This window comes from Microbacterium sp. 69-7 (assembly GCF_001897985.1).
GTDB lineage: Bacteria > Actinomycetota > Actinomycetes > Actinomycetales > Microbacteriaceae > Microbacterium > Microbacterium laevaniformans.
The window spans coordinates 81,250-99,565 of the sequence record NZ_MKRU01000057.1 but is presented as its reverse complement, the minus strand read 5'-3'; the positions used below and the strand labels follow the sequence as shown (position 1 = coordinate 99,565).

Genomic DNA, 18,316 nt, shown 5'->3' with positions numbered 1-18,316 from the left:
GTAGGCTCGGCCCCCGACATCGGCCGCGTCGTTCGCCCTCGGCGTCCTCGTTCGCCCAGGCCCTCCCGAGGCGCTCGGCCCGCTCGGCCCCGTACTGTGGAACCATGCTGGAGTTCCTCGTCGGGTCCGGCCTCGCCGCGGCCGCGGGGCTGAACGCGTGGATGCCGCTGTTCGCACTGGGGCTGTTGGACCGTTTCGTGCCGGTGATCGATCTGCCGGCCTCCTGGTCGTGGCTTTCCAGCGACGTCGCTCTCTGGATCACCGGTGTGCTGCTGGTCGTGGAGATCGTGGCCGACAAGATCCCCGCGGTCGATTCCGTGAACGACGTCCTGCAGACCGTGGTGCGCCCGGCATCCGGGGGCATCGCCTTCGGCGCCGGCGCGAGCGCGCAGACGGTGCGCGTCGACGACCCGAGCCTCTTCGCGGGCGCCGCGTGGGTGCCGATCGTCGTCGGCGTCGTGATCGCCCTCGCGCTGCATGCCCTCAAAGCGTCGGTGCGCCCTCTCGCCAATGTCGCCACCGCGGGCGTCGCCGCCCCCGTCCTGTCGGCGGCGGAGGATGTATCGGCGGGAGCACTCATCGTGGCCGCGATCTTCGCGCCCGTTCTGGCCGGAGCGCTCGTGGTCGCCCTCATCGTGTCGGCCGTGCTTCTGCTGCGTCGTCGACGCCGCCACCGCTCAGGGACGTCCGTCGCCTCCGTACCGCGACCGTGAGCGCGCACCTCAGCGCGAGGGGTGCAAGCGCCTCCACAGCGCCTCGACCTGCGCACTGGTCTCGGCCAGCGACCCGGCTGTGTCGATGATGACGTCGGCGACGGCCAACCGCGTGTCATCGTCGACCTGCGACGCCAGCCGCGCGCGGGCATCGGCGAGGGTGAGCCCGCGCAGCGCGACGAGGCGCTCCTCGCGCAGGGATGCCGGGGCGTGCGCCACGACGATCAGATCCCACGGGTCGTCGGCCCGCGCCTCTACCAGCAGCGGCACGTCGTAGACGACGACCGCATCGGGATCGGCGGCGAACGCCGCGGCGAAGCGCCGGCCCGACTCTGCCGCCACGGCCGGATGGATGAGGGCGTTGAGGCGGCGACGGGCGTCGTCGTCGGAGAAGACGACCGCTCCCAGCGCTGCGCGGTCGAGGTTGCCGTCACCGGCGATCACTCCCGGACCGAACGCGGCGGCGATCTGGTCGAGCACCGGAGACCCGGGAGCCTGCAGCTCGCGGACGATCGCGTCGGCGTCGACGATGACTGCACCGTGCTGGGCGAGGAGGCGCGCGATGGTCGATTTGCCGGAGGCGACGCCGCCGGTGAGCGCGAGAAGGGGCATGCCTACGAGGATGCCACGTCGGCGTCGGCCGGAGCCGTCGACGGCGGCGCCACGAAGACGGAGGCCTCTGCGATGCGCGCCGCGCGCAGTGCGGCCGAGCGCGCAGCGCTCATGAGGATTCCCGGGTCGTACCCGAGCGACGAGGTGAGTCCCACTCCGACGCCCACCGACGCGAGACGGCCGTGAGCGACCGCGGTGAGCTCGTCGATGGCGCCCCGGAACAGCGCGCTGCCGACGCGGCGGGCATCGGCGGTCGATTCGGCGAGAGTGCAGATGACGAGCTGCCCGTCCCCGTCCTCGCCGACCAGAGCCGCGGCCGGCGCGAAGGATCGAGCCGCATGACGGCAGGCGGCCGAGATCGTATCGACCACGTCACCGCCGAAGGCGTCGCCGATCTCGTCGAGCCCGTCTGCACGAAGCACGATGACGGCGATGCCCTCCTGCCGCCACGAGGCTCGCTCCACGATGTCGGCGAGGGCTCCGGCGAAGGTTCGCGGCAGCATGACACCGTCGGCGGCGACACCGTTGGAGGTCAGCCACTCGTAGCGCTGCCGCGTCGTGCGCTGCGAGCGCAGCACCGACATGACGATCGCCGCCACCATCGTCAGGATCACCGTGACGATGTTCGCGCTGAGGGAGCCGAGCCACCGCGAGAACAGCTCGCTCTGCGGCCCGAGCGTCACGAAGACGACAAGGCGCACGGCGTAGAACACCCCCGCGGCCGCGAGCACGGTCGACAAGGCCCAGGCGCTGCGCAGTCCGCGCATCGGGCTGCGCAGCGATTCGGCGGCACCGGCTCCGAAGAACACCACGAGCGATGCCGCCATCGCCCACCAGCCACCCCAGCTGCCCCGGGTCGGGTACTCGATGAGCGCGGCGACGAAGGTGATGACCGCAAGCGTCCCGACCGTCACCGACGAGACGAGAACGGAGCGGTCGTTGAACCGTCGGCATCCCAGAAGCATGAATCCCGGCACCGAGACGAACAGGGCGTTGCCGACCGCGACCGAGACCGCACCGCCTACACCCGCAGACCACGCCATGTAGGCGAGCGTTGTCGCCAGCCCGCAGAAGAATGCCACCGCCCACAGCCGTCCCGGGCCGGTATCGCGGCGCAGCAGGGTGTCGAGGATGAAGGTCAGACTGGCGACCGACGCAACGATGGCCGTCATGACCGTGACGCTGAACAGATCGAGATTCATGCCCCGTCCTTGTCGGTGAGCTCGGCCGATCCGGGCGGGAGTCCGGTGGACGTCTCCCGGTCGAAGACCTCGCGGGTCGCCGGCAGGACCACGGTGAAGACGCTGCCCTCCCCCGCGGTCGATTCGACGGCGATGGATCCGCCGTGAGCGGCGACCAGATCACGTGTGATCGTCAGACCCAAACCGTTGCCCGGCACGGACGGCACGGCTCGGAAGAACCGCTCGAACACTCTCGCGGCCGCATCGGGGGCCATGCCGATACCGGTGTCGGCGACCCGAACCGTCGTATGAACGCCGTCCGTCGAGGTGGATGCCGTCACCCGGCCACCGTCGCGATTGAACTTCACCGCATTCGCCAGCAGATTGTCGATCACCTGTCGGATGCGGGTCGGATCGGCGTACGCCTCGGCCGCGCCCGACTCCTCCACGCGAAGGTCGACGAAGCGCCCCTCTGCGACCGGCTCGAGCCCCGCCGCTGCAGCGCGCACGATCTCGGTCATGTCGACGACGCGAGGGTGCAGGCGCGTATCGATCGACGACCCCGACCGCGACGACGCCGACAGGATGTCGGTGACGATGCCGAGCAGCCGCTCGCTGTTGCGGTGCGCGGTCTCGACGTGCCTGCGCGCGGCATCCGAGAGTCCGCCGCCGTCGAGGACCAGCTCGAGATACCCGAGGATGGACGTCAGCGGGGTGCGAAGCTCGTGCGAGACCGATGTAACCAAGTCGTCACGCACCCGCTGGGCGTCCCGCTCCGCGGTGACGTCGCGCGCGATCAGCACCGCTCCGGCCGGCGCGCCGTTGTGATCGGTGAGATGGCGCCCAGCGAAGGCGAACGCGCGTCGGCGGCCGTCGGCGAGCGCGAACCACAGGACGACGTCGTCGAACGACTCCTGACGCTGCAGACGCACGAGAGGGTGCTGCTGAGGGTCGAGAGGCACCAGCTTCTCGTCGGTGACGGCGGAGTCGCCGGCGCCGCCAGGAAGGAACCCGGGGATGCGGCCGAAGCGGAGGAGCGCATCGTTCTCGAGCACGACCTCGCCCGCCGCGGAAAGGCGGATGACTCCGAAGTCGACCGTGTCGAGGACTTCGCTGACCAGCTGCTCCTGACGCAACGCCTCGCGGTGCGCCGCCGACACGCGCACCGCTTGACGGTCCAACAGCGTTCGCTGCGCACGGAAGCGGCGCGAAGACAGGTAGCAGGCGACACTGACCGCGACGATGACGACCGGAAGCAGGACCACCGCGTACGTCCCCGTCGGCGATGCCCCGGTCCACAGGATGCACCAATACACGACGGGGATGCCGACCACCGAGATCGCGAAGCCGGCGCGCCCGATCACCGACAACCACATCGCCGGAAACACCCACAGCAAACCGAAAGCAGCGTTCGGTTCGGCGAGGCGCATCAGGGCGATGGCGACGATATCGACGACCGGAAGGACGATCACGGCGTGAGGCGGCAAGCGCGACCAGGGTACGGCGAGGCCGGCCACTCCTCCGAGGACGACGAGCAGCACCGCGATCCCGAAGAGGCCGCCGTCGGTGAGGGACGCCGTGGCGATACCGATGAAGAACAGCACACCGACAACGGCGCACAGCACGAGCTGATTGCTCGCCGCGGCGCGGTCGCGCAGTTGGCCGCGGATGCGGCCGTCTGCGGGGCCGCTGGGGCTCGGAGGGCTCGCCATGGGACGACGTTACAGCCGGGGGGCGCGCGACGGCAGACGACAACGGCACAGGGCCGCCGCCCGGACGGATCCGGGGCGACGGCCCTGTGCGAATGCGGTTCGACTCAGCGGCCCGACAGCTTCTCGCGGAGAGCCGCGAGAGCCTCGTCGTCGGCGAGGGTTCCGCCGCCGTTCGAGGAGTCGGACGAGAACGACGACCCGCCGGTCTCGATCGGAGCGGCGGCCTCGGCCTCGAGCGTCTTGGCGACGGCGAGCTTGTGCGCCTCCCAGCGAGCCTGGGCAGCGGCGTACTCCTGCTCCCACTTCTCGCGCTGAGCGTCGAAGCCCTCGAGCCAGGCACCCGACTCGGGGTCGAAGCCCTCGGGGTACTTGTACTCGCCGTTCTCGTCGTACTCGGTCGCCATACCGTACAGCGCCGGGTCGAACTCGGTGCCGTTGGGGTCGACCGACTCGTTCGCCTGCTTGAGCGAGAGCGAGATGCGGCGACGCTCGAGATCGATGTCGATGATCTTGACGAAGACCTCTTCGCCGACCGACACGACCTGCTCGGCGAGCTCGACGTGCTTGCCCGAGAGCTCCGAGATGTGCACGAGGCCCTCGATGCCGTCCGCGACGCGGACGAATGCACCGAACGGGACGAGCTTGGTGACCTTGCCCGGCGCGACCTGACCGATCGCGTGCGTGCGCGCGAAGACCTGCCACGGGTCCTCCTGCGTCGCCTTCAGCGACAGGGAGACGCGCTCGCGGTCGAGGTCGACCTCGAGGATCTCGACGGTGACCTCCTGGCCCACCTCGACGACCTCGGAGGCGTGCTCGATGTGCTTCCAGGACAGCTCCGACACGTGGACGAGACCGTCGACGCCGCCGAGGTCGACGAACGCACCGAAGTTGACGATCGACGAGACGACACCCTTGCGGACCTGACCCTTGTGCAGGTTGTTGAGGAACGTGGTGCGCGACTCGGACTGCGTCTGCTCGAGCAGGGCGCGGCGCGAGAGCACGACGTTGTTGCGGTTCTTGTCGAGCTCGAGGATCTTCGCCTCGATCTCCTGGCCGAGGTAGGGCGTCAGGTCGCGGACGCGACGCAGCTCGATGAGCGACGCGGGCAGGAAGCCGCGCAGGCCGATGTCGACGATGAGACCACCCTTGACGACCTCGATCACGGAACCGGTGACGACACCGTCGTTCTCCTTGATCTTCTCGACGTCACCCCAGGCGCGCTCGTACTGCGCGCGCTTCTTGGAGAGGATGAGGCGGCCTTCCTTGTCCTCCTTCTGGAGAACGAGGGCTTCGACCTCGTCGCCGACCTTGACGACCTCGTTGGGGTCGACGTCGTGCTTGATGGAAAGCTCGCGCGAGGGGATGACACCCTCGGTCTTGTACCCGACGTCGAGGAGGACCTCGTCGCGGTCGATCTTCACGACGGTGCCTTCGATGAGGTCACCGTCGTTGAAGAACTTGAGGGTCTTCTCGACCGCGGCCAGGAAGTCCTCAGCAGATCCGATGTCGTTGATGGCGACCTGCTTGGTGGCCGGGGCGGTCGTTGCGGTAGTCATGTAGTGGGTTGTCCTTGTTGGGTTGGATGTCGGGCTCCGGCGCGAGATGATCGCGCAACGGCACACGGACGAAGACGAACGAATGCCCCGCCGGAGCGGTCGGTCAGGGATTGCGTGTCATGAGCGCGCAGCACAGCGCCACACGAATGACACTCCAGGGTATCAGAATCACCGGCTCGCCGTCGGGGGCATCCCGCGCGGCGACGGGTCCGTCGCCTAGCCGCGCAGCGGGTCGGCGGGGTCCGCCGGATCCAACGCCGGAGCCCCCGGTCGAGACAGCGTGAGCACCGCCCAGGCGACGCGCGGGCTCTCGGCCAGACGATCCTCGACGGCATTCAGCTGGGCGGCGACCGCATGCTCGGGGACGTCGCCCACGAGGTCGACCGCGGCGACGACGAACACCCGTCCGGGACCGACGTATTCGATGTGCAGGTAGGTGATCTGCGCGATCTCCGCCTGTTCCAGCAGACGCTGCAGCGCGGCGGCGCGCACTCGCGGCTCGACCGCGACGCCCACCAGGAAGCGGCGGTTCTGGCGGATCAGCACGATCGCGACGACGGCCAAGAGCACGCCGACCAGAATCGATCCGATCGCGTCCGGGACCGCAGATCCAGTGAGCTGATGCAGCAGGATGCCGAGGAAGGCGATCACCAGACCGATCAACGCCGCGGCATCCTCGAAGAAGACCGCACGCAGCGTGGGGTCGGACGTGTCCATGACGTACTCGAGCACGTCCTTCGCGCTCTCCCGTGCGCGACGACGCGACTGGCGCAGCGCCTGGAGGAACGAAACGCCCTCCAAGACGAACGCGACACCCAGGACGGCGTAGGAGACGCCGAACAGACCGGCCGGCTCAGGCGCGAACAGCTCCTGCACCCCGTGCATGATCGAGACGCCGGCGCCGACGGCGAACAGACCGAACGCCGCGAAGAGCGACCACACGTACGCTTCCCGTCCGTACCCGGTGGGATGCCGCGCATCGCGCGGACGCGCCGACCGGCGGGTCGCGACGAAGAGGAAGATCTCGTTGCCGGTGTCCGCCCACGAGTGCGCGGCCTCGGCGAGCATGCTCGCCGCACCGGTGAGCACCGCCGCGACGGTCTTCGCGACGGCGATGAGGAGGTTCGCTCCGAGCGCGACGAGAACCGTCAGCAGCGACTCCGCATCGCCGGCTGCGCCGTCCGGCGCAGGGAGCGCCGCGCGGCGGGACGATCGGGAGGGCGCCATGCTCACACGCTACGCGGGGTCGACGACGCCGTCGACGTACAGCCAGCGACCGTCGAGACGGCGGAAGCGACTGCGCTCGGTGAGCACGCCGCACGCGCCGGTGCCGCGCTCCCGCCACGACGCCCGGAAGGTGAGCGTGGCGCGGACGTCGTCCACCCCTCCGTTGGTCTCATCGATATCGAGGCGCTCCCAGCACAGGTCGTCGTCGAGCTCCAGTCGATCAGGGCGGGTGGCCGGGTGCCACGACGCCAGAAGATGAGAGGCGTCGCCCAGCGCGAACGCCGTGAACCGTGAGCGCATGAGCCTCTCCGCCGTCGCGGCCGCGAGACCGTCGAGAACAGGACCGCAGCATGCGGCGAACGCGCCGCCGCCGCACGGGCACGGCGATGCCGCAGGAGGACGGCGGCCTCGTGGCGGGGAGGCGGCGCCGAAGGACATTCCCCGACTCTACGACACGCCCACGCTCGCGCGCGCCGAGTGTGCGGCTGTGGAAAACCGCGGTGAGCGCACGGCGCGGTGGCTACCGTGAGGGACATGACGAGGCGAAGACACGTGCTGTCGGCAGTGGTGGCGTTCGCGCTGGCCGGGAGCATCGTCGGATGCACACCGCAGAGCACGCCGTCGCCCGCGCCGAGCTCCAGCTCCTCGACGTTCTCCTCGGATGCCGAGGCCTTCGCCGCCGCCGAGGCGACCTACCGCGCCTACGTCGATGCCACGAACGCCCGCAGGGTGGACCCGACATCCCTTCCCAACCCCAACGACTTCCTGAGCGGACAGGCACTGGACGACGAGATTTCAACTGCAAGCACACTAGACGAGCGTGGTTGGCGCATAACCGGTGAGACAAAGATCGCGTCGATCAGGCATGTCAGTAACGAGTTGGGTTTTCCTCTCCTGCGGGTCTGCCTAGATGCATCAGCTACCAGAGTGCTGGACCGTTCAGGCTCGGATGTCACACCCACGGACAGAACGACCGTGCAGTCACTCGCAGTGAAATTCGCAAAACGCTCTAGCGGCGTTCAAATTGTCGACTCAGTGACGAGCGCCGAATCATGTTGACGATACTCATCTTCGCTGCGCTCACTAGCGCGACAGCCTGTAACTCGAATGCTCAAGCAGCTGGGCTCTGCTCCATCTCGAACACGGGATCATCGGTAGAGATCGGGGCGACGCGGCCGGGCGGATCTGGCGGTTCCGGGGGTTCCCGCGGCGATGGCGGCGATGCCGAGGCCGTTCCGGCGCCATCCCCGCCGGCATGCACCGACAGCCTGTGCCGGGGCAATTACTCGGTCGTGGTGCTGCAGCCGACCCTCAGCGACGTGGCGTCGTTCGCTCCGGCATCCGCGCCGTTCGTCGACGAACCCGACGGGGTCGGCATCGTCGGCATGCCGATGAACTTCGTCGCGACGGCGGGCGTTCATGAACAGGCGGGAACGCTCTTCGATCTTCCGGTCACGGTCCGCTTCACGCCGACGTCGTACCACTTCATCTACGGCGACGGCACGTCGCGCGACAGTCCCACGGGCGGCCGGACCTGGGCCGCGCTCGGACGCGCGCAGTTCAGCGCCACCGACACCAGCCACGCCTATGCCGCACGCGGCACCTACACGGCGACCGCGACCGTGCGCTATGCGGCGCAGGCCAACTTCGGCAACGGATGGATCGATGTGCCCGGCCACCTCGACATCCCCGCCGGCACGACGACGCTGCAGATCGTCGACGTCAAGACCGCCCTGGTCGACAAGACCTGTCTCGAGAATCCGCGCGGGCCCGGCTGCTGACCCCCGCGCCGTCGCACCGTCGTGACAGGATGAGCGCGTGGCCGATCGCCTGATGCTCCTCGACACCGCGTCCCTCTACTTCCGTGCGTTCTACGGCGTGCCGGACACGGTCACAGCGCCCGACGGCACCTCGGTCAATGCAGCACGCGGACTGCTCGACATGATCGCCAAGCTCGTGTCGACCTACGAGCCGACCCACGTGATCGCCTGTTGGGACGACGACTGGCGTCCGCAGTGGCGGGTCGATCTCATCCCCACGTACAAGACCCACCGCGTCGCCGAGGTCGTCGCCGACGACACCGACATCGAAGAGGTCCCCGATCCGCTTACGGCCCAGATCCCTGTCATCCGTGACGAGTTGGCAGTTCTCGGCATCCCCGTGGTCGGTAGGGCCGATCACGAAGCCGACGATGTCATCGCCAGCTACGCGACTCAGCACGCCGGTGCCGTCGATGTCGTGACGGGCGACCGCGACCTGTTCCAACTCGTCGACGACGCCCGGTCGGTGCGCGTGATCTACACCGGACGCGGCATGAGCAAGCTCGAAGTCCTCGACGAAGCTGCCGTCATCGAGAAGTACGGAGTGCGGGCCAGCCAATACTCGGACTTCGCCGTCCTGCGCGGTGACGCCTCGGACGGGCTGCCCGGCGTCGCCGGTATCGGCGAGAAGACGGCTGCGGCCCTGCTCGCCAGTCACGGCGACCTCGCCGGCATCATCGCCGAGGCAGCCCGCGGGGGCCTCGCGGCGGGCGTTCGGGCGAAGATCGTCGCCGCAATCGACTACCTCGCCGTCGCCCCGCGGGTCGTCGAGGTCGTCCGCACGCTCGACCTTCCCGCCCTCGGCGCACCGCTGCGTTCCCCCGACCCCGACGCGACCGCCCGGCTGGATGCCGAGTGGAACCTCGGGGCACCGCTCGCCCGCGCGGTCGCCGCCATCACCGCCCGCGCCTGACGATCAGCGCGCGAGCCAATCGCGCAAGCGGTCCAGCGGCCACGTGGTGATGATCCGCTCCGGCGGGACGCCGGTTCGCTCCGCACGCGCCGCCCCCTCATCGATCAGACCGAGTTGACCGGGCGCGTGCGCATCGGAGTCGAGGGAGAAGAGGCACCCCTCCGCCAGCGCGAGAGCGATGAGCCCCGACGGCGGATCCTCACGCTCGGGTCGTGCGTTGATCTCGACGGCGACGTCATGAGCCGCGCAGGCCGCGAACACGGCGCGCGCATCGAAGGTGGAAGCCGGCCGGGTGCCCCGCTCGCCGCGCACGAGCCGGCCCGTCACGTGGCCGAGCACATGCGCCTGGCCCGACGAAACGGCGGCCACCAGGCGACGGGTCATCGCCGAGGATTCCATCCGCAGCTTCGAGTGCACCGAGGCGACGACCACGTCCAGCCGTGCGAGCAGGGCACGCTCCTGATCGAGACGTCCGTCATCGAGGATGTCCACCTCGATGCCGCTGAGCAGCGTGAAGCGATCGTCGCAGAACGACGGTACTTCGTCGAGCTGCGCACGCAGTCGTTGCGCGCTCAGACCGTTGGCCACGCGCAGACGCGGCGAATGATCCGTCAGCGCGAGGTATTCGTGACCGAGGGCGCGCCCCGCGTCGACCATCTCGCCGATCGAGGTCGTGCCGTCCGACCAGTTCGAGTGACAGTGCAGGTCGCCGCGCAGCATCGCTCGCAGCGTCGAACGTGCAGGGGCGAATCGGTCACGCAGCTCCGCGAGGTAGGCGGGCACCTCGCCGGCCAGCGCCTCGTGGATCACTCGGAACGACGAGTCCCCGATGCCCGCGCGCCTGCGGAGGCTCGCGTCATCACGCAGCTCGTCGTCCGAGAGATCCTCGATCGCTACCGCCGCCCTGCGAAAGGCGGCAGAGCGGTATCGCGACGCCCGCTCGCGCTCGAGCAGCGTCGCGATCTCCCGCAGCGCGTCGATCGGCTTCATCTGCACGCCATCATGACAGCGAAACGGGCCCGCGCGGTGCGCGAGCCCGTTCCAAGGGGACGATCTGTGAGGCGTCAGGACCGAATCACGGCAGACCGCCGCACGACGACGGGCACCGAGGCCAGCCGAGTGAGGGCCGCACCGAAGAGGATGGACAGGATCCCCACCCCCATCGCGAAGGCGGCGACACCGAACGAGACGACGGAGGTGAACAGCGAGGCGCGCAGGAACGACGCGTTCATCATGGTCGCGCGCACCGGATCCTCCCTGTCGAGTTCGGCATAGGTCTTACCGCCCGACGCCTTCAGCGCGTGGTGCTGGATGATGTCGGCCTGCACGTAGGCGGTGAACGGGCCCTGGACGGTCTGCCCCTGGAAGGCCATCGCATCGTCGGGCACCGTGATGTTCTCCGCGCGCAGCTGGCTGGACACCGTGAGCCAGACGACAAGACCCACCACGATGAGCGCGATGCCGCCGAGGATGCCGAGAATGCCGGCGATCTTGACGAAGCCGACCTTCTTCTGCGGGGGTTCAAGGGTGTCGGCGGTGGCGATGTTCTCTGACATGGCGGGGCCTCTCTTCGGTGCCGTGCTGTTGCCTCACGGTATCGCTCTCACGAGGGCCGGGACCAGGCGAACGGGCCGGAGAAAACCCTGTGGTCAGTCCACAGCGCGAGTCGTTGCCTCGACCCAACGGTCGAGGACACCGCGAGCCGAGCCGTCGTCGATCGCCGCCGCTGCCCTGTCGCGAGCGTCGGCGAGACGCTCGACGATCGGCAGCTGCACCTGCGTGGCATCGCGGAACAGGTCATACGAGACGATCCCCGCGGCCGCGTTGAGCAGGACGATGTCGCGTACGGCGCCCTGTTCGCCGTCGAGCACCCGTCGCACGACCTCGGCGTTGTGCTGCGCATCGCCGCCGAGCAGGTCCTCGATATCCGCCAACGGGATGCCGAGGTCTCGCGGATCGAGGTCGTGCTCGTGGATGTCGCCCCGACTGATCTCCCACACACGGCTGTGACCGGTGGTCGTGAGTTCGTCCAGACCGTCGTCCCCGCGGAAGACCAACGCCGTGGCTCCGCGCGTCTGGAAGACGCCGGTGATCAGAGGGACGCGATCGAGAGCGGCGACCCCGACGGCATTGGCCTCGGCGCGAGCGGGGTTGCAGAGCGGTCCGAGGAAGTTGAAGACGGTGGGCACGCCCAGTTCCGCTCGCGTCGGTCCCGCGTGACGGAAGCCGGGATGGAAGGCGGACGCGAACGCGAACGTGATGCCAACCTCGGTCAGGACCTCGGCGACCCGCTCCGGAGACAGAGCGAGGTCGACGCCGAGCGCGCCGAGCACATCGGAGGAGCCCGAAGCCGAACTGGCAGCCCGGTTGCCGTGTTTGACCACCGGGATACCGGTCGCAGCGGCCACGATCGCCGACATGGTCGAGATGTTGACGGTGCCGAATCGGTCTCCCCCGGTGCCGACGATGTCGAGCACGTCGGCCGATACGGGCAGGGGCAACGCCGCCTCGAGGATCGCGTCACGGAAGCCCACGATCTCGTCGACCGTCTCCCCCTTCGCACGCAGGGCGAGCAGGAATCCGCCGAGCTGCGACGGGGTCGCCGTGCCCTGCATCACCTGCCGCATGGCCCACGTCGACTCCGACACGCTGAGGTCGCGCCGCTCGAGCACGGCAGTGAGAATTTCGGGCCAGGAATAGAGCTCCGCCATGAGCCCCGATCCTATCGGCACTCTGCCAGCCAACTCCCGGCGCGCCCGAAGGGCCCTCCAATCCCCCCGAAAGTCGAACGCACCTTCAGTGATGCGAAAACCGGCTGTGAAATCAGCCATAATGGGGAGCGTGACGACCACTCCAGCGACCTATTCCCAAGCCTTGCGTTCCGTCAAGCGGCCGGATCCGGTCGCCGTCGGCACCATCGTGTGGCTCGGCAGCGAGGTCATGTTCTTCGCGGGTCTCTTCGCGATCTACTTCACGCTGCGCAACGCCTCCCCTGACCTGTGGGCCGCCAGCACCGGGGACCTCAACGTGCCGTTCGCGGCCGTGAACACCGGCATCCTGGTGCTCTCCTCGTTCACCGCCCAGGCCGGTGTGTTCGCCGCCGAACGCTTCCAGCCCTACCGTCGCGGCTCCATCTGGCAGTTCCGCCAGTGGGGAATGGTCGAGTGGTTCTTCCTCACCTTCGTGATGGGTGCCGTCTTCGTCTCCGGCCAGGTGTGGGAGTACGCCACGCTCGTCGCAGAGGGTATGCCGATCAGCGCGAGCTCGTACGCGTCGGCCTTCTACATCACCACCGGTTTCCACGCGCTGCACGTGACGGGTGGCCTCCTGGCCTTCCTTCTCGTCATCGGTCGCGCCTACGCCGTCAAGAACTTCGGACGCAAGGAGATGACGTCCGCAATCGTCGTCTCGTACTACTGGCACTTCGTCGACGTGGTGTGGATCGTCCTGTTCTTCGTCATCTACGTCGTCAAGTAAGAAGCGGAGCTGAGTTCCTCCATGGCAACCAAGACCACCCGGCAGAAGACCGGTCGTCGCAGCAAGTGGGCTGCCGCCGCGCTCATCGGCATCGGCCTTCTCGTCACCGGCGGCGTCTACGCCGGCGCGTCGGCGGCAATGGCCGCGACGGAGCCCGCGTCCGCGTCGTCCACCACGCTCACCGTCGAAGACGGCAAGAAGCTCTTCCAGGCCAACTGCGCCACGTGTCACGGCCTCAACATGGAGGGCACCGCTGACGGGCCCTCGCTCTACGGGGTCGGAGAGCTGGCCGTCGAGTTCCAGATGTCGACGGGACGCATGCCGCTGCAGATGCAGGGGCCGCAGGCACCTCAGAAGCCGGTGCAGTTCACCGAGGACCAGATCCGTGCGATCGCGGCCTGGGCACAGTCGGTCGCGCCCGGCCCGACCTACCCGGATGCGCGCATCCTCGACGGCAAGGGCGATGTCGCCAACGGCGCCGAGCTCTTCCGCGTCAACTGCGCCATGTGCCACAACGTCGCCGCCGCCGGTGGTGCACTCACCGAGGGCAAGTACGCCCCGGCACTGACCAAGACCAGCCCCCTGCACATCTACGCGGCGATGGTCACCGGCCCGCAGAACATGCCGGTCTTCAACAACATGACCATCACTCCGGACGAGAAGCGCGACATCATCTCGTCGCTGATGTACCTGCAGGAGAACGAGTCCGCCGGCGGTTTCAACCTCGGCTCGCTCGGCCCGGTCTCGGAGGGTCTGTTCATCTGGATCTTCGGCATCGGCGCGCTCATCGGCATCACCGTGTGGATCACGGCGAAGTCGAACTGATCGGGCACACGTGGACAACGGCACTGACGTAGGGAACGGACGAGACATGGCACACGAGGAAGACGCACTCGAGCACGAGAGGGCTTCATGGAAGCCCTCCCCCGGGCTCGCCGTCGCCGTCCCCGACCCCGTGCAGAACCCGGGCCTCCCGCCCCACCGGGAGCGCATCACCGACAAGGACCCGGCGGCCATGCAGCGCGCCGTTCGCACGGTCTACACGCTGTTCTACCTCTCCCTCGCGGGCAGCATCTGGGCCGTCGCCGCCTACATGCTCTTCCCGATCGAGAGCGGTCAGATCGTCGACATCCGCCACAACAACCTGTTCATCGGGTTGGGCATCGCGCTCGCGCTCCTCGCAATCGGCATCGGTGCGATCCACTGGTCCAAGGCCGTGATGAGCGACAAGGAGCACATCGAGCCGCGTCACGCCACGCGCGGACGCGACGTGACGCGAGAGGGCGCCGTCGCCGTCTTCCGCGAGGCGAACGAGGAGTCCGGGTTCGGACGCCGCACCGCTATCCGCGGATCGCTGATCGCCGCTCTTGTCGCCTCGGTGCTTCCCGGCATCACCCTGTTCCGCGGTCTGGCTCCCGAGTCCAGCCCCGAGAACCCGATCGCCGGCGACCCGGTCGCCCTCCTCAGCCACACGATGTGGAAGAAGGGTGAGCGTCTCGCGCACGACCCCACCGGCGAGCCGATCCGTGCCGCCGACCTCACTCTGGGCTCCGCTGTGCACGTGATCCCCCAGTCTCTCGCCGAGCTCAGCCACAGCGATGGCTACCTCGAGGAGAAGGCGAAGGCGATCGTCCTGCTGATGAGGATGCTGCCCGAGCAGATCGTCGAAGCCGAAGACCGCAAGAGCTGGTCGTACAACGGCATCGTGGCGTACTCGAAGGTCTGCACGCACGTCGGCTGCCCGGTCGCGCTGTACGAGCAGCAGACCCACCACCTGCTCTGCCCCTGCCACCAGTCGCAGTTCGACGTGACCCACGGCGCCGCGGTGATCTTCGGACCGGCCGCTCGTCCGCTGCCGCAGCTGCCGATCACCGTCGACTCCGAGGGGTACCTGATCGCGCAGAGCGACTTCACCGAACCCGTCGGCCCGAGCTTCTGGGAGCGCCATTGAGCACCGCGACTGTCACCGAGACAGGCCCTGACACCACGCCTCAGACCACCCGCGATGAGAAGCCGCTGGGCGGCCGCTTCGTCGCCGGCGCGGCGAACTACCTCGACGAGCGCACCAGCATCTCAGGCCTCGTCAAGGAGCTGGGGCGCAAGATCTTCCCGGACCACTGGTCCTTCATGCTCGGCGAGATCGCACTGTGGAGCTTCGTCGTCGTCCTGCTGTCGGGGACGTTCCTGACCTTCTTCTTCCAAGCGTCCATGGTCGAGACGCACTACGACGGGGCATTCGTCCCGCTGCGCGGCGTGGAGATGTCCGCGGCGCTCGACTCGGCGCTGCGCCTCTCGTTCGACATCCGTGGCGGCCTGCTGGTGCGCCAGATCCACCACTGGGCGGCTCTCGTGTTCGTCGCCGGTATCGGTGTGCACATGCTCCGCGTGTTCTTCACCGGAGCGTTCCGCAAGCCGCGCGAGCTCAACTGGGTGATCGGCTTCATCCTCTTCATCCTCGCCATGGCCGAGGGCTTCACCGGCTACTCGCTGCCCGACGACCTGCTCTCCGGCAACGGCCTGCGCATCATCGACGGCATGGTCAAGGGCATCCCGGTCATCGGCACCTGGACCTCGTTCCTGTTGTTCGGTGGTGAGTTCCCGGGCACTCAGATCGTCGGCCGCCTGTACACGCTGCACATCCTGCTCCTGCCCGCGATCCTCGTGGCACTGCTCGCGGTGCACCTCATGCTCATGATCGTCAACAAGCACACGCAGTTCGCCGGTCCTGGCCGCACGAACAGCAACGTCGTGGGCTTCCCCATGGTCCCGGTCTACATGTCGAAGATGGGCGGCTTCTTCTTCATCACGTTCGGCGTGATCGTCCTGATCGCTTCCCTGTTCACGATCAACCCGATCTGGAACTACGGTCCGTACGACCCGTCGCCGGTCTCGGCCGGCACGCAGCCCGACTGGTACATCGGGTTCGCCGACGGCGCGCTGCGTCTCGTGCCGCCGCACCTCGAGTTCGTCCTGTGGGACCGCACCTGGTCGTTCAACATCCTCATCCCTCTGACGGCTCTGGGCCTGTTCATCGTGATCGTGATGCTGTACCCGTTCATCGAGGCCTGGATCACGGGCGACAAGCGCGAGCACCACATCGCCCAGCGTCCGCGCAACGCCGCGACGCGCACCGCGATCGGTGCCGCCGGTGTGACGTTCTACGCGGTGCTGTGGGCCGCGGCATCCTCGGACATCATCGCCACCCACTTCTGGCTCACGATGGAAGGCGTCATCCACACGCTGCAGGCGCTGTTGTTCGTCGGGCCGGTGCTCGCGTACTTCATCACGAAGCGTCTGTGCATCGCCCTCCAGAAGAAGGACCGGGAGATCGCCCTGCACGGCTACGAGTCCGGCCGCATCGTCCGCCTTCCGGGCGGCGAGTACATCGAGGTCCACCAGCCGGTCGACCAGTACGAGATCGTCAAGCTCGTCGACTTCGAGACCAACCAGCCGCTCGTGGTGCGTCCGAACGATCAGGGTCGCATCCCCTGGCACGAGAACTTCCGCGCCTCGCTGTCGCGCTGGTTCTTCGAGGACCGCCTCGCTCCGGTCACTCAGGCGGAGCTCGAGGAGGCGCGAGCGCACCAGCATCACACGCTGGATCACATCGCCGCTGAGGAGGATGCCGAGATCCAGGGCATGCACGAGCGGGCGGGAGTCGGCGACGCGCCGCACCACCCGATCGACGATGGTCGCCAGAGCGAGACCGCCGTCCGCCCGTCGAATGTGATCGTCCCGGATGGCGACACGAAGGACGCGAAAGACAAGGACTGACACCCGCTCAGGCTGGCAGTCAAGCGGCGAGGAGTGACCGTCCCGGTCCTCCTCGCCGCTTCGTCGTTCGCGTAGCGTCGAACCATGACTGACGCCCTCTCCTACTTCACCGGCAAACTCGCACACGAGACCGACGCCTCGGACGTCTACGCGGCTCAGCGCGACGGAGAAACCTTCGTACTCGTCGACGTGCGCGGCGCCGACGCCTGGGCCCAGGGCCACCCGGTGGGCGCCGTCCACATGCCCTACCGCGAGATCGCTGAGCGGGCTCCGACGGAGATCCCCCTGACGACGCCGGTGGTCGTGTACTGCTGGAGCCCCGGCTGCAATGCCGGCGCGAAGGGCGCCGTCGAGTTCGCTCGCCTGGGCTACTCCGTGAAGGAGATGATCGGAGGATACGAGTACTGGGTGCGCGAAGGGCTGCCCACCGAGAACGCTCAGGGTGCGCTCCCCCGCGTGTTCGACCCCCAGGTCATGTATGTGCGCCCGTGATCACTCCGCCTGCGCGGCAGCGTGACACCGGGGCTTCAGCCGGCGATCGGTTGCACGTCTTCGCTGAAGCGCTCGGTGGCCGCTCCCGCGAAGACAACCCCACCGGCCGACGGAACCCCCGCGGCGACGTCTGCCACGACGGCGGTCACATTGTCGCGTGAGCCGGCCTGCAGGGCCGCCGCGACGATGGTCTCCGCGGCATCCTGTTGCCCGTCGACGTCTCGCAGGATCTCACCGATCGCGTCGTCCGGCAGGTAGTCGCTGACACCGTCGCTGCACAGCAGCCAGCGATCCCCGGCCACCGGCGTGTGCGCGGTCACGCTGACCGTATCGGACGGCTCGCCGCGAAGCGAGGCGGTGATGATGTTGCGGCGCGGATGCGTCATCGCGTCGGATTCCGTCACCAGCCCCTGATCGACGAGCACCTGGACGAACGAGTCGTCACGGGTCTGACGCAGCAGTCGTCCCGAACGAAGAAGATAGCCTCGAGAGTCTCCGGTGTGCGCAAGAAGCACGGTCCCGTCATCACCGAACCAGATCCCCGTGAACGTGGTCGCCATACCCGCCAGCGAGGGATCCCGCCGTACGTGCGCGCCCAGATCCCAGTTGGCCACCCGCAGCCGAGTGGTCAGCTCTGCGGCATCACCCGCTCGCCAGCCTCCTGCGACCAGCCGATGGACGAGAGCCGCCGATGCGAGATCGCCGGCCGGGCCGCCGCCGACACCGTCCGCCACGCCCGCGCCCCACGATGCGATGAACGCCGCATCCTGATTGACATCGCGAAACGGGCCGATGTCGCTGGAGACGCCGGCCCGAATCGAATGAGCCATCACCGCAGA

19 protein-coding genes are annotated in these 18,316 nt (G+C 68.3%); 9 read left to right on the top strand and 10 right to left on the bottom strand.

The window, feature by feature from the left end; translation table 11 throughout:
• Nucleotides 1–104 precede the first annotated feature (104 nt).
• Nucleotides 105–713, top strand: coding sequence for a DUF4126 domain-containing protein (locus BGN98_RS05420; RefSeq protein WP_036287943.1), 609 nt, complete (start codon nucleotides 105–107; stop codon nucleotides 711–713).
• Between the two features lie 9 nt (nucleotides 714–722).
• On the opposite strand, the gene coaE is transcribed toward BGN98_RS05420, so the two are convergent.
• From coaE to BGN98_RS05390, 6 genes are all read right to left on the bottom strand, one after another.
• Nucleotides 723–1,325 carry a dephospho-CoA kinase gene (coaE, locus tag BGN98_RS05415; RefSeq protein WP_288120063.1) on the bottom strand — a complete coding sequence of 201 codons (603 nt, stop codon included), beginning with the start codon at nucleotides 1,323–1,325 and terminating at the stop codon, nucleotides 723–725.
• A 2-nt stretch (nucleotides 1,326–1,327) separates the two neighbouring features.
• Nucleotides 1,328–2,527, bottom strand: a complete 1,200-nt coding sequence (locus BGN98_RS05410; protein ID WP_288120061.1) for a nucleotidyl cyclase domain-containing protein — start codon at nucleotides 2,525–2,527, stop codon at nucleotides 1,328–1,330.
• On the bottom strand, nucleotides 2,524–4,218 hold the full coding sequence (locus BGN98_RS05405) for a PAS domain-containing sensor histidine kinase (protein ID WP_288120059.1): 1,695 nt from the start codon (nucleotides 4,216–4,218) through the stop codon (nucleotides 2,524–2,526). The genes BGN98_RS05410 and BGN98_RS05405 overlap by 4 nt, the downstream gene beginning before the upstream one ends.
• A 104-nt stretch (nucleotides 4,219–4,322) precedes the next feature.
• Entirely contained in the window at nucleotides 4,323–5,774 is a 1,452-nt protein-coding gene (gene rpsA / locus BGN98_RS05400; protein ID WP_005049227.1) for a 30S ribosomal protein S1, read from the bottom strand.
• Between the two features lie 216 nt (nucleotides 5,775–5,990).
• Nucleotides 5,991–7,001 (bottom strand): cation diffusion facilitator family transporter, encoded by a 1,011-nt coding sequence (locus tag BGN98_RS05395; RefSeq protein WP_288120058.1) that lies wholly within the window; start codon nucleotides 6,999–7,001, stop codon nucleotides 5,991–5,993.
• A 9-nt stretch (nucleotides 7,002–7,010) separates the two neighbouring features.
• Complete coding sequence (locus BGN98_RS05390; RefSeq protein ID WP_288120057.1) at nucleotides 7,011–7,439, bottom strand: YchJ family protein; 429 nt, start codon at nucleotides 7,437–7,439, stop codon at nucleotides 7,011–7,013.
• Between the two features lie 114 nt (nucleotides 7,440–7,553).
• Between BGN98_RS05390 and BGN98_RS05385 the strand changes: the two genes are divergently transcribed.
• The 3 genes from BGN98_RS05385 (at nucleotide 7,554) to BGN98_RS05375 (ending at nucleotide 9,734) form a co-directional block, all read left to right on the top strand.
• Nucleotides 7,554–8,060, top strand: coding sequence for a hypothetical protein (locus tag BGN98_RS05385; RefSeq protein ID WP_288120055.1), 507 nt, complete (start codon nucleotides 7,554–7,556; stop codon nucleotides 8,058–8,060).
• Nucleotides 8,061–8,296: 236 nt separating this feature from the next.
• On the top strand, nucleotides 8,297–8,782 hold the full coding sequence (locus tag BGN98_RS05380) for a hypothetical protein (protein WP_288120053.1): 486 nt from the start codon (nucleotides 8,297–8,299) through the stop codon (nucleotides 8,780–8,782).
• A gap of 37 nt (nucleotides 8,783–8,819) precedes the next feature.
• A complete protein-coding gene (locus BGN98_RS05375) occupies nucleotides 8,820–9,734 on the top strand; it encodes a 5'-3' exonuclease (protein ID WP_288120051.1) in 915 nt (304 codons plus the stop codon).
• A gap of 3 nt (nucleotides 9,735–9,737) precedes the next feature.
• Here BGN98_RS05375 and BGN98_RS05370 read toward each other — a convergent pair whose 3' ends face one another.
• From BGN98_RS05370 to trpD, 3 genes are all read right to left on the bottom strand, one after another.
• Nucleotides 9,738–10,724 carry a PHP domain-containing protein gene (locus BGN98_RS05370; RefSeq protein WP_288120049.1) on the bottom strand — a complete coding sequence of 329 codons (987 nt, stop codon included), beginning with the start codon at nucleotides 10,722–10,724 and terminating at the stop codon, nucleotides 9,738–9,740.
• 74 nt (nucleotides 10,725–10,798) lie between these two features.
• Nucleotides 10,799–11,290 carry a hypothetical protein gene (locus BGN98_RS05365; protein ID WP_005049210.1) on the bottom strand — a complete coding sequence of 164 codons (492 nt, stop codon included), beginning with the start codon at nucleotides 11,288–11,290 and terminating at the stop codon, nucleotides 10,799–10,801.
• A 93-nt stretch (nucleotides 11,291–11,383) separates the two neighbouring features.
• Nucleotides 11,384–12,445, bottom strand: a complete 1,062-nt coding sequence (gene trpD / locus BGN98_RS05360; protein ID WP_288120047.1) for an anthranilate phosphoribosyltransferase — start codon at nucleotides 12,443–12,445, stop codon at nucleotides 11,384–11,386.
• 121 nt (nucleotides 12,446–12,566) lie between these two features.
• Here trpD and ctaE point away from each other — a divergent pair, with 121 nt between their 5' ends.
• The 5 genes from ctaE (at nucleotide 12,567) to BGN98_RS05335 (ending at nucleotide 17,477) form a co-directional block, all read left to right on the top strand.
• Entirely contained in the window at nucleotides 12,567–13,211 is a 645-nt protein-coding gene (gene ctaE, locus BGN98_RS05355) for an aa3-type cytochrome oxidase subunit III (RefSeq protein WP_005049205.1), read from the top strand.
• A gap of 21 nt (nucleotides 13,212–13,232) precedes the next feature.
• On the top strand, nucleotides 13,233–14,036 hold the full coding sequence (gene qcrC, locus BGN98_RS05350) for a cytochrome bc1 complex diheme cytochrome c subunit (RefSeq protein ID WP_005049203.1): 804 nt from the start codon (nucleotides 13,233–13,235) through the stop codon (nucleotides 14,034–14,036).
• 46 nt (nucleotides 14,037–14,082) lie between these two features.
• Nucleotides 14,083–15,162 (top strand): cytochrome bc1 complex Rieske iron-sulfur subunit, encoded by a 1,080-nt coding sequence (qcrA, locus tag BGN98_RS05345; RefSeq protein WP_036287972.1) that lies wholly within the window; start codon nucleotides 14,083–14,085, stop codon nucleotides 15,160–15,162.
• Nucleotides 15,159–16,985 (top strand): cytochrome bc1 complex cytochrome b subunit, encoded by a 1,827-nt coding sequence (gene qcrB / locus BGN98_RS05340; RefSeq protein ID WP_288120045.1) that lies wholly within the window; start codon nucleotides 15,159–15,161, stop codon nucleotides 16,983–16,985. Before qcrA ends, qcrB begins: the two co-directional genes overlap by 4 nt.
• A gap of 84 nt (nucleotides 16,986–17,069) precedes the next feature.
• A complete protein-coding gene (locus BGN98_RS05335) occupies nucleotides 17,070–17,477 on the top strand; it encodes a rhodanese-like domain-containing protein (protein ID WP_288120043.1) in 408 nt (135 codons plus the stop codon).
• A 35-nt stretch (nucleotides 17,478–17,512) separates the two neighbouring features.
• Here the strand turns inward: BGN98_RS05335 and BGN98_RS05330 are convergent, their stop codons facing one another.
• Nucleotides 17,513–18,307 (bottom strand): PP2C family protein-serine/threonine phosphatase, encoded by a 795-nt coding sequence (locus BGN98_RS05330; protein WP_288120041.1) that lies wholly within the window; start codon nucleotides 18,305–18,307, stop codon nucleotides 17,513–17,515.
• Between the last annotated feature and the right edge of the window lie 9 nt (nucleotides 18,308–18,316).